The sequence below is a fragment of the Domibacillus indicus genome (assembly GCF_000970685.1).
In the GTDB taxonomy this organism is placed as follows: domain Bacteria; phylum Bacillota; class Bacilli; order Bacillales; family Domibacillaceae; genus Domibacillus; species Domibacillus indicus.
Genome location: NZ_LAJB01000019.1, coordinates 12,867 through 24,830, shown reverse-complemented (window position 1 = coordinate 24,830; position 11,964 = coordinate 12,867). Strand labels below are relative to the sequence as shown.

Genomic DNA, 11,964 nt, shown 5'->3' with positions numbered 1-11,964 from the left:
CCCCTATTTCCCTTTTCCGCCCTTTAATGCAAAAACGGCTCAAACCTTTACTGATTTGAGCCGTTCAGTATTATATTTTATAAACACGAGTTTCATACGGATTAAGGATTAGTTCACCCGGCGGAGTTTCTTCACGCACAGGGTAGTTATGAAGCAATAACTGGGCAAAGTCATATGTGACGCCATCGAGTTTTTTCACAGGCACCGGCTGGTCTGACAGGTTGCCAAGCACGATCACTTTTTCCTCTCCAAGTGTTCGTGTATAAGCAAATAACCGTGTATCTTCCTCCAATACAATGTTATAAGTCCCGTATGTGAAAACCTCATTTGCTTTTTTCACTTTAATCATCTTTTTATAAAAATTCAGGATGGAGTCTTCCTTTTGCAGTTGGGCTTCAACATTAATGCTTTGATAATTTTCATTCACCTTAATCCACGGCTTGCCGGTGGTAAAGCCGGCATTTTCTTCTGCTGACCACTGCATAGGCGTACGTGAGTTGTCACGGCTTGAATGCCAGATAATCTCCATCATTTCATCGTGCTGAATGCCGGCACTGGTGCCCAGGCGGTACATATTTTTCGTACGGACGTCATTGTAATCTTCAATTCTTTCATATTTCACATTGGTCATGCCAATTTCCTGGCCCTGATAAATAAACGGTGTTCCCTGCATTAAAAAATAAACGGCCGCAAAAGCTGTGGCACTTTCATACCAGTATTCCCGGTCATTCCCCCAGGTAGAGACCACGCGCGCCTTATCATGGTTTTCGATAAACAGGGCATTCCAGCCTTTGTTTTCAAGCGCTTTCTGCCACTTGGTCATCACTTCTTTATAGCCTGGAATATCGAGGCCTGTTTTTGTTTCTGCATTCCATAATTCGAGGTGCTCAAATTGAAAAATCATATTGAATTTCCCTTTTTCTTCACCCACCCATTCTTCAACATCATCCGCTGTTACGCCATTTGCTTCTCCGATCGTCATAATGTCGTACTTTGCAAATGTTTCAGCTTTTAGTTCTTCTAAAAGCGGCTGAATGCCTTTTACGTTCATATGGTGGTCAAAGGAGGGAACATATTTTAGTTCGTTTGGATTCGGCATGTCAATTAAGCCTTCCACCTTTTTAATATGGCTGATCGCATCGACCCGGAAGCCGTCAATCCCTTTATCAAGCCACCAATTCACAGTTTCATACAGCGCCCGGCGCACTTCGGAGTTCTCCCAATTTAAATCCGGCTGTTTTTTCGAAAAGAGATGAAGGAAGTACTGCTCTGTTTTCTGGTCATATTCCCACGCCGAATCTCCGAAAATGCTTTCCCAGTTGTTTGGTTCCGCCCCGTTCTTTCCGTCACGCCAGATATACCAGTCACGCTTCGGATTATCTCTAGAGGAGCGCGATTCAATAAACCAGGGATGTTCATCACTCGTATGGTTAATAACAAGGTCAAGAATAAGCTTCATGCCCCGCGCATGCACTTCGTTTAAAAGCTCGTCGAAATCCGCCATTGTTCCAAACTCATCCATGATTTCTTTGTAATCGCTTATATCATAGCCGTTATCATCGTTTGGCGATTCAAACATCGGGCAGATCCAAATAACATCAATTCCAAGATCTTTTAAATAATCGAGCTTTGTGATGACTCCTTGAATATCGCCAATACCGTCCCCATTCGAATCCATAAAGCTGCGCGGGTAAATTTGATACGCGACCGCCTCTTTCCACCATACTTTGCTCATAAAACGTCCCCCAAATCTTCTAGATTGTTTTCTACGTGTATTTTAGCACGGAATGCAAAGAAAAATGAGAAGCCGTTCATTTCTCTGATATACTTTTGCAGCCGCGCTTTTTATGTATTTAATTTTACAGCCGCCTCGCTCAATTTAGTATAAATCATAAAATATACTTGTGCAATCGTTTTCACTAAAAATTTATTTTTTCTTGTTACTTGCTAAATTCTATTATTTTGATTTGGTCTTTCATTATTTTAAAACTACTATTTTCACCTTTATTTTAAAATAATTCGTAAATTTCTTCTTGCTAAATGAAAGCGGATTTATTAGAATGTTACTCATGCAAACGATTTCGTAGATTTTAAAAATACAAAAGGAGATTTGATTATGAAGAAGTTTATGTCTTTTGATTTCTGGCAAAAGCTTGGAAAAGCGCTTCTCGTTGTTGTGGCTGTTATGCCTGCGGCCGGTATTATGATTTCAGTCGGCAAGCTTATCGCTATGATGGGCGGCAATATCGAAATTATTGGAGTGACCGCTCACGTAATGGAGGATATCGGCTGGGCCATTATCGGGAACTTACATATTCTGTTCGCAGTGGCTATCGGCGGTTCATGGGCAAAAGAACGAGCCGGCGGAGCATTTGCGGCCCTGCTTGCCTTTGTATTGATTAATAGAATTACAGGTGCTTTGTTTGGCCTAAACAGCGATATGATGAACGATCCAGAAGCTGCTGTGTCTTCTTTCTTTGGCAGCGACTTAATTGTAAGCGATTATTTTACGTCTGTACTCGGTGCACCTGCTCTTAATATGGGGGTGTTTGTCGGTATTATTGCTGGTTTTACCGGAGCGGTTATCTTTAACAAATATTATAATTTCAGCAAACTGCCCGCTTCATTAGCCTTTTTTAACGGCAAACGGTTTGTTCCGTTTGTAGTAATTGTCTGGTCAGTTGTAATCGCCATTTTTCTTGCGGCGGTCTGGCCTTTTATCCAGGGTGTTCTAAATGATTTCGGCAAGTGGATTGCCACATCAAAAGATACAGCGCCGATTATCGCGCCATTCGTATTCGGTACACTCGAACGTCTCCTGCTGCCATTTGGTCTGCATCATATGCTGACGGTTCCGATTAACTACACAGAACTTGGCGGCACATACACAATGCTGACAGGAGCGTCCGCCGGACAGGTTGTCGCCGGCCAGGACCCGCTCTGGCTTGCCTGGGCAGCTGACCTGAACAACTTAAAAGCGGCCGGTGATATGGCTGCATACAATGCATTACTTGCGGATGTGACACCGGCGCGTTTTAAAGTCGGACAGATGATTATTTCCACTGCCTCACTTGTCGGAATTGCACTTGCTATGTACAAAAACGTTGATAAAGACAAACGGGCAAAGTATAAGCCAATGTTTTTGTCTGCCGGCCTGGCTGTCTTTTTAACCGGTGTAACAGAGCCGATTGAATTTATGTTTATGTTTGCAGCTCCTCTTTTATATGTGGTGTATGCTATTTTAACCGGATTAAGCTTTGCGGCAGCCGATTTAATTAATCTGCGGCTGCATTCATTCGGGCTGATTGAGTTTATCACCCGGATTCCAATGGCGGCAAAAGCGGGATTAACTCGTGATATTATTAATTTCATTATTACATGTGCTGTTTTCTTCGCACTGAATTTCACAGTCGCAAACTTCTTGATCAAAAAATTCAATTTCCCAACGCCGGGACGGGCAGGAAATTACACGGATGAAGAAGAAACAGCTGCCGAAACAGCTGCTCCCGCTTCAGAAAGTGCTCCGGCGGCAGAAGGAACAGTGGCTTCAACAATTATCGGCCTGCTTGGCGGCAGCGATAATATTGAAGATGTAGACGCATGTATGACCCGTCTGCGCGTTACGGTAAAAGACGTTGAAAAAGTATCATCAGAAGCAGACTGGAAAAAAACCGGTGCTCTCGGCCTTATTTTAAAAGACAAAGGCGTCCAGGCGATTTACGGTCCAAAAGCGGACGTTATTAAGTCGGATGTACAGGATTATTTGGGGGTGTAAACGGTGAAGCTCCTGACGTTAAACTGCCATTCCTGGCAGGAAGAAAATACGCTGGAAAAGCTGAATATACTCGCCGGGACTATTGCTGAAAGAGAGTATGATGTTATTGCACTGCAGGAGGTAAGCCAGTCTGAGGCAGCTGGCCATGAAAATTATGCAAAGCTTCTCATCGAAAAGCTGCATGAACTTGGACAAAAAGAGTATACATTCATCTGGGATATGAGCCACTTCGGATATGAAATTTATGAAGAAGGCGTCGCAATTATTACAAAGCATCCTGTGTTCAGCCATGAATCTTTTTTCATTACGGACCAGCATGATATTCACAACTGGAAAACCCGCAGAATCGTAAAAGCTGAGGTTGAAGTTGACGGCAGGCTCCTGTCCTTTTATTCATGCCACCTCGGCTGGTGGCATGATGAAGAAGAGCCGGCCAGAAAGCAGCTGGACCGCCTGCTCGAACACGCTTCTTCTGACAAATGCTCATTTCTGATGGGTGACTTTAACGGCGATCCGTCTGTTCGGGGTGAGAATTACGATTATGTGCTTAAAGCTGGATTTAAAGACACTTATGCACTCGCTGCCCGGAAGGATAATGGGTTTACGGTGAAAGGCAAAATCGATGGGTGGGATGAAAACAAACAGGATTTGCGGATTGACTATATTTTTGTAAATAAGCCTGTTAACGTGGCGTCGTCTGCTGTTGTTTTTAACGGGTCCAACAAACCGGTTGTATCTGATCATTACGGGGTTGAAATAGAAATTCAGTAAAAAAAGTGCCTCTAAAGCTAGATTAATGGCTTTAGAGGCACTTTTTATCACTTGCTCTATCGCAGCACTTATTTTGGCTTATTTCATTGCTGCTTTTATTTTATCGCTCATTTATAGCTTTGATCCATGTGCGGGCCATCAGCATATTTCCAATCGAATTCATATGCACGCCGTCTGTTGTTAATTTATGTTCATTCTCTCCACTTATGTAGCTGATAAAAGCCTGGTGAGCAGGCACAAGAACAGCATTATATTCTTTCGACAGCTTTTGTACAATATCCACATAAGGCTTGAGCATTTCATTTCCTTTTGACTGCGGATCTTCTTCGATAATAGTCGGCTCCATTAAAACGAGCTGTACTCCTGATGTTTTTTCCAGCAAACTTCTGTAAACCTCTTCAAATTTCCCGGGCAATACTTGATTCATTCCCGGTGAATCAAGCTGCCGCCAGACATCGTTAATGCCAATGGAGACAGATAAAACCGTTGGCTGCTCCTGCAGCACATCCTGCTCCCAGCGCTCCGCTAAATCCGTTACCCGGTTTCCTCCAATTCCTTTATTTATAACAACTGGAGCGTTCGCTGGCGATTCACAAATTAACTGGTCTCGCACCAGCCTTACATAGCCGTCTCCCAGCTCTTCCGGTTCTGTCCGGCGTCCGCAGTCTGTGATGCTGTCTCCAATAAATAAAAGCCGGTCTTTCTTTGTAAACATGCTCATTTCCCTCCCAATTGAACTGTTTTTTTGCTTGCAGCAGATTTTGAAATGGCACTTGTTACTTCCTGTGTGCGCCATGCGTCTTCATAGCTGGACAAAATCTTCGACGCATCTCCAGTTCGCACAGCGTGAAGAAATGCGTCATTTTCACGTATATACGGATTCACTGAATCTTTTTCTTTTATCTCCATGGCAGGCGTACATTTTGTCAGCCCCGACTGGTCCATCTTTGTAATGCCGCCGCTATGGAAAAACTGAAGCTCAATTTGTGAGACACCAGCCGGCAGCATGCATGTATTCGACAGCTGGACGATTACACCGCTTTTCATTTTCAACACCGCACTGCCAACGTCTGGTGCTGTCACATGTTCATGCTGCTTTGCCATAAGCCGGTCCGCCTCCACTGCATACACTTCTTCCACTTCACCAAGCGTATAACGGATAAGATCGATTAAGTGTGTTGTCTGCTCTACAAACTGCCCTCCGGATGCGTCACGATTTCTCCACCATGAAACAAGCGGCATTGATCCCATCCAGCTCCCCGTTGCCATTCCGATTGTATGGGCCTCCAGCTCTTTTTTTAAAGCGGCAACGGTATTCCGGTAGCGAAAATGATAGCCGACCGAGGTAATTAGCTTCTTTTTCTGCAAGGCTTTCATAATTTCGCCTGGTACTTCTAAATCAGCTGCAAGCGGCTTTTCAACGAAAAAAGGGATACCGCGCTCAATAAGCTGCCGCTCAATTTCACCGTGGGCAAAAGGAGGAACACAAATGTAGACGGCATCAAGCTTTTCGCTATCCAGCATTTCTACCAGCTGGTCATATCCATTTGCTCCGCCATATTCCGAAGCAAAAGCCTCTGCTTTTGCCCTGCTTGTTCCGCACACCGCCTGCAGTTTTACCTCTTCCATATCCGCCAGAATTTCTGCATGCATCCGGCTGAATCCGCCTGTTCCAATCATGCCAACTTTCACAGCGCCAGCTCCTTTACCTTCAGAAAAACAGCACGTTCATGAGGTGATTTGTTTGGCGCGTGAATAGCCAGCATAGCTTCGCCCGAAAATGTATGGAATACCATTCCATGGCCGCCATCTTCATCGAGCAAAGGCTTCTTTTCATGAAGCCAGGGACCCTGAACTGTCCCTGACTGAGAACAGGCAATACCCACTGCATATCCTTTTTCACTTCGGCTTGACCAAATCATCTGCAAGTCACCCTGCTTTGTCCGGTAAAGAAAAGGGCCATCTGTTATATAGCTCACACCGTCATGAACCGGTTTTGTCCATTCCGCTGCAGACGCTTTAAATAGGAGAACCGGATCGCCGGCAGCGGTACGTAAATCATCTGACAGCGGCATCGCGTACATTTCTCCGTCCTGCACCTGAAGCCATTCACGGCAAAATACCATCCATGGCCTGTCCCTTTCATCAATAAAAAGCGTTCCATCCAGGCATTCCCACTTCTTCGGGGTAACTGGATAATCAGTCAGCGGCTCAAAAGGCCCGAGTGGTGAAGCTGATTTTAAAATTTGTGTACCCCGGCATCGATCATCCGATTTAAAGGTGGCAAACATATAATAAGCATCCTTCCAGACAAACACTTCCGGCGCCCAAAAATGCTGGTCCGCCCAAAAACCCAGAGCCGGGCGAAACGCTTGAAATGGACCTTCCCAACTCCGCAGATCATCGCTTTTGTAAGCATCAAACCCTGACGCCCGCCCTGACCATACATTTTCATCGGTTGTTCCATAAAGATAATAAGTGTTTGATTTATCATCTCTCAGCACAAACGGATCACGAATACGGATAGAATCAATGTTCATGTTTAGTTCCCCCTTCTTTACAAATTAAATGAAAACGAGGCATTCCGGCTGCAGATAAGCTTTCCGTTTTCCAGTTCAAGCTTAGCCGCCTGCAAAGAGGAGCGTCTGGACTGGGGATTTTGATCACGGTCTGGATGCGTAAAATAAAAAATATACGCATGCTTACCATTTACGTGCACATCCGCGTGCAAGCCGATGGTTTGATCATCATCTCGTGTACCCGGCTCATGCAAAATCTTTCCGTTACGGTGCCAGGCTTGTCCCTCAGCAGACTGATAAACAGCGAGGCCTGACCATTCATCAATAACCATCCAGTACGTGTCATTCCAGTAAAATACATTGGCTCCTTCATGCGGCTGATGCGTCAAAACGGGGCCTGCCGGCTGCCAGTGATACAAATTGTCACTGTCTGCCGCATAAGTAAACGAACCGGCGGCTTCATCTTTATACCACATGCGCCACTTATTACCTAGAATTTGATGGACACAGGCATCTATAACATATTCAGAACTTAAACGCAGAATGGATTGAAACGTCCAATTCCATAAGTCATTGCTTGTATAATGAATGATCTGCCTTTTATGTCCCTCCCATTGAACGGGTACACCCTGTATATAACTGACGTACATATGGTAGACACCGTCATGCCAGAGAATTTCCGGAGCCCAAAATGTGTTTCTTCCTTCTTCAAATTCAAGTCCTTGAAGGATACCGCGGTATGTCCAGGTCTCTCCCTGATCCCGCGATGAAGCAATACCCAGATCAGTGCCGTGCACCCAGGCAACACCCGGGCCTTCTAAAGATGCTCTTCGATTTGTGTATACGATCCACCATTCTTCTGCTTCCCGGTTCCAAATTAAAGCCGGATCGGCAGCCCCATCGTAAATCGGATCACGGAAAAGCGGCGCTTTTGGCATTATTGAAGCCTCCTTTAAAAGCAAAGAGATTAGCAGAAATAGAATGGCTGAATCAGGCTATATGACCGGCTGTTTCAATCTATTTATCCGAGCCGCCGATTCTGCCTGTTCAGCCACTTTAAAAAAGTATTATCCAACCTGCAGAGCACGCCGCTGTGACATATAGAGCTTTGAATAAGCTCCGCCCTTTTTCATCAGCTCATCATGTGTTCCTTCTTCCACAATTTCTCCGCCATCAATATAGAAAATGCGTGTGGCATTTTGAATGGTAGACAGGCGGTGCGCAATGATAAAGGAGGTTCTTCCTGCTAACAGCTGCTCAAGCCCTTTTTGCAGAGCGAGCTCTGTCTCCGTGTCAATACTTGATGTTGCTTCATCAAGAATGAGGATTTTAGGGTCAGCAAGAAGAGCCCGCGCAAAGGAAATAAGCTGGCGCTGGCCGGATGAAAGGCGTGTACCGCGCTCGTTTACTTCCGTTTCGTATCCGTTATCCATTTCACAAATAAAATCGTGAGCCTGCACGGCTTTTGATGCAGCGATTACTTCTTCATCTGTCGCATCCAGCCGTCCGTATCGAATATTATCCATAATGGTTCCCGAAAAAATAAATGGGTCCTGCAGCATGACGCCCATCTGGCTGCGCAGCGATGAAAGAGTAACCGTTTTAATATCTGTGCCATCTACTCGCACACTGCCGCTTTTTGTGTCATAAAACCGGCTGATTAAGTTGACAATGGTTGTTTTGCCAGAGCCTGTCGCTCCAACCAGTGCAATTGTATCTCCCGGCTCTACTGTAAAATTCATATTCTCAAGAATATTTTGTTCACCTTCGTAGCCGAACACAACATTATCAAATTGAACCTTGCCGCGGACAGACGGCAGTACCTTTGCATTGGGCATATTCTTGATCGATGGCTCTTCGTCAATCGTTTCAAAAATACGCTCCAAATAAGCCATCGCATTAATAATTGCATTGTAAAAGTTGCCGATATTCGCAAGCGGCTGCCAGAACATCCAGATGTACCCAATAAAAGCCACCAATTCTCCCGCCGTGACACTGCCGTTCAGCCAGAAAATCCCTGTGATATAAACAAATGAAACCGTAATAACAGAGATATTCTCAATGACCGGCCAGAGCAAAAATTGAATTTTGACTCCTTTCATCCAGGCTGTACGGTAGCTGTCTGACACTTCATGAAAGATTTTTTCATTTTCTTCTTCACGCGCAAATGCCTGCGTTACCTTCATGCCGTTTAAGCTTTCGTGGATATAGGCATTCATGTTGGACTGCTTATTGCTAAGCTGCTGCCAGGCTTTACGCTGAGCGTTTTTAATCAGGAAGATGAAACCGAGCAAAAACGGGAACCCAGCCATGGCAGCCAGCGTCAGCTTTACATCAATTGCCAGCATAAACCCGATAATCACCAGCACGCTGAATAAATCCGTAATAACATTAATAATACCGTTTGACAGCAGATCGCTAAGTGAGTTTACGTAATTGACAACGCGTACTAAAATTTTCCCGTGCGGCCGGCTGTCATAATAGGAAAAAGACAGTGTCTGTAAGTGCGAAAATAAATCTTTTCGAAGCTGTAAAATGACACTCTGCCCGATTTGGGACATCATCCGTATCCGATATTTTAAGCAAAGACCTGTGACCGTGATGGCAGCTAAATAAAATCCGGCAAGCAGCGCAAGCCCTTTTACATCCCCGTTCGGAATCTTGTCATCAATCGCCATTTTGATTAAGTAAGGACCCGTTAAAGCTGCACAGCTCGCTAACAGCATAAGCAAAACAGTAAAAATAATTTTTTTCTTAAAAGGCCGCAAATAGCCCATCATCCGCTTTAGCTGATTAAGGTCGAACGCTGTCTCCAGCTCCTCATCCACATCAAATTTATTGCGCGCCATTTACATCACTTCCTTGCCGAATTGGTGACCGTCAAAATCACCAAACTGGTTTTTAAATACATTGTAATAACGCCCTTTGCGCTTCAATAAATCTTCATGCCGGCCTCGCTCCATAATCTGTCCGTTTTCAAGGACAAGGATAAGGTCCGCTTCTTTTACAGAAGAAATCCGATGCGCAATAATAAAGCATGTTTTTTCTCGAAGAATAGGTTTCAGCGTTTTTTGAATACGCATCTCTGTCTCCAGGTCCACGGCAGATGTAGTGTCATCCAGGATTAAAATAGGAGCATCCTTTAATAGTGCCCGTGCCAATGAAATTCTCTGGCGCTGACCGCCTGACAAACCAACGCCCCGCTCCCCGATAATTGTGTCATAGCCTTCCGGCAGCTTGGAGATAAAGCCATGCGCTTCCGCTTTTTTTGCCGCATCCTTTACCTGTTCGAGTGTTGCATCCGGCATGCCATAAGCGATATTGCCTTCAATCGTGTCGGAAAATAAAAAGATATCCTGCATAACCATAGCAGTATGCTTCCGCAGCGATCTGACATTCCAGTCTTTTACATCCCTTCCTTCAACTATTACTTCTCCGCTGTCTGCATCATAAAATCGGCAAAGCAGGTTAACAATGGTTGATTTCCCCGCACCAGTCGGTCCTACAATCGCAACAGTCTGCCCCGTTTTAACGCCGAATGTTATATCTGAGAGCACCGGCTCATCTTCGTATTTGAACGTGACATCTTGAAATTGAACAGAGAAATCAGCTGAAACAGACTCACCTTTCTGCTTCCGGTTCGTAATGGCAGGCTGCTCATTAAGCAAATCTTCAATCTTTTCAGCAGATGCAATAAACCGCTGAACATCATTAATAAGCCAGCCTGCCATCCGCATGGGATTGTTCAGCGCCCAGATAAGAGAATTAAAAATAACGAGTTCCCCGATTGTCAGCGATCCTTGAACCACCATAAATCCACCTGCCAAAATCATCACGACAGTCAGCACACCGGCTAGTGAATCCAGAACAGGCAAATACTTCTCCCATACACGTGCCGATTTAATATTTTTTTCCTTAAATGCCCTGTTTTCAGCAGAAAATTTGCCAATTTCATGTTCTTCTTTTGCGAATGCTTTCACAACGCGATTTCCGCTTATGTTTTCCTGTACTACTGAATTTAAGCGTGCGAACTGGGCCCTAATTTCTGAAAAGGTCGGCCTTACCTCACTGCTCATCCGATATGCAAAAAAGCCGATCACCGGGGTTACAGCAAGCATCGCCACTGTAAGTGGTGCATGAATGGTAAACATAAAAATAATGGCAAAAAACAACACCATCGCATTTTCTACAATCATATAAGTAGTCCAGGCTGTAAAATGACGCACTGCTTCCATGTCGCCAGTCATCCGCGCCATAATGTCACCCGTTTTTGTCCGGTCATAATACCGGAAGTCCAGTTCATTTAACCGCTCATACAACTGCTTTCGAATGGTATAAATAACTCGCTGCGATATGCGTTCAAACAGAAGCTGAAAGCTGTAGCGGATAACCGTTTTTATCATCGTAACCGCTATCATAAAGCCGATCAGTTTCCAGAGCAGCGGCATATTCCCTCCATAAATAACATCATCGACAATCCGCCCCGAAAAATAGGGATTAAGCATATTTAATCCCGCAACAACCAGCACGAGCAAAAATCCGATACATATGCCGGATTTGAAGTCCCGCATATACGTCCAAATCCACTTTAAGCTATGCACGTTTTATTCCCTTCTTTCCTTATATTTTCACCACAGCACATTATGATGACACTCGATCTTTGATGAAAATAAGGACCCCTTCCGTACAATTGAATTTGAAATACGTTCATTTTATTCTTTCTTCCACGTTATATCCGTTTTTTTCATCTAAAAAGAAAAAAACTCTGTTTATTGAACAATTTTTGTTTAAAGATCCTGAAAAGGATATACTACTGTCCTTTCAAGCTGCCTGTAAACGCCGTCTTTCTGTGCTATTCATCAGCTGCTTTCAGCGTCCGATAGAGAAACAACGCTTTCC

Annotated in this window: 9 protein-coding genes; 2 read left to right on the top strand and 7 right to left on the bottom strand. The window is 44.4% G+C overall.

Features of this window, described 5'->3' with window-relative positions; all coding sequences use genetic code 11:
* Window positions 1-70: 70 nt before the first annotated feature.
* A complete protein-coding gene (locus VP98_RS16205; RefSeq protein ID WP_046176429.1) occupies window positions 71-1,735 on the bottom strand; it encodes a glycoside hydrolase family 13 protein in 1,665 nt (554 codons plus the stop codon).
* 381 nt (window positions 1,736-2,116) lie between these two features.
* Between VP98_RS16205 and VP98_RS16200 the strand changes: the two genes are divergently transcribed.
* On the top strand, window positions 2,117-3,775 hold the full coding sequence (locus VP98_RS16200) for a PTS transporter subunit IIBC (RefSeq protein WP_046176428.1): 1,659 nt from the start codon (window positions 2,117-2,119) through the stop codon (window positions 3,773-3,775).
* 3 nt (window positions 3,776-3,778) lie between these two features.
* The gene (locus VP98_RS16195) at window positions 3,779-4,546 is read left to right on the top strand and encodes an endonuclease/exonuclease/phosphatase family protein (protein WP_046176427.1); all 768 of its coding nucleotides are present in this window, start codon (window positions 3,779-3,781) and stop codon (window positions 4,544-4,546) included.
* A 100-nt stretch (window positions 4,547-4,646) separates the two neighbouring features.
* Here VP98_RS16195 and VP98_RS16190 read toward each other — a convergent pair whose 3' ends face one another.
* From VP98_RS16190 to VP98_RS16165, 6 genes are all read right to left on the bottom strand, one after another.
* The gene (locus tag VP98_RS16190; protein WP_046176426.1) at window positions 4,647-5,261 is read right to left on the bottom strand and encodes an SGNH/GDSL hydrolase family protein; all 615 of its coding nucleotides are present in this window, start codon (window positions 5,259-5,261) and stop codon (window positions 4,647-4,649) included.
* A 2-nt stretch (window positions 5,262-5,263) separates the two neighbouring features.
* Complete coding sequence (locus VP98_RS16185; RefSeq protein ID WP_231584204.1) at window positions 5,264-6,238, bottom strand: Gfo/Idh/MocA family protein; 975 nt, start codon at window positions 6,236-6,238, stop codon at window positions 5,264-5,266.
* Window positions 6,235-7,086 (bottom strand): glycoside hydrolase family 43 protein, encoded by an 852-nt coding sequence (locus VP98_RS16180; protein ID WP_046176425.1) that lies wholly within the window; start codon window positions 7,084-7,086, stop codon window positions 6,235-6,237. Before VP98_RS16180 ends, VP98_RS16185 begins: the two co-directional genes overlap by 4 nt.
* A 17-nt stretch (window positions 7,087-7,103) precedes the next feature.
* Window positions 7,104-8,003: a glycoside hydrolase family protein gene (locus tag VP98_RS16175; protein WP_046176424.1), complete on the bottom strand. Its 900-nt coding sequence runs from the start codon at window positions 8,001-8,003 to the stop codon at window positions 7,104-7,106.
* Between the two features lie 129 nt (window positions 8,004-8,132).
* Window positions 8,133-9,914: an ABC transporter ATP-binding protein gene (locus tag VP98_RS16170; RefSeq protein WP_046176423.1), complete on the bottom strand. Its 1,782-nt coding sequence runs from the start codon at window positions 9,912-9,914 to the stop codon at window positions 8,133-8,135.
* The gene (locus VP98_RS16165) at window positions 9,915-11,666 is read right to left on the bottom strand and encodes an ABC transporter ATP-binding protein (protein WP_046176422.1); all 1,752 of its coding nucleotides are present in this window, start codon (window positions 11,664-11,666) and stop codon (window positions 9,915-9,917) included. It abuts the gene before it with no gap.
* Between the last annotated feature and the right edge of the window lie 298 nt (window positions 11,667-11,964).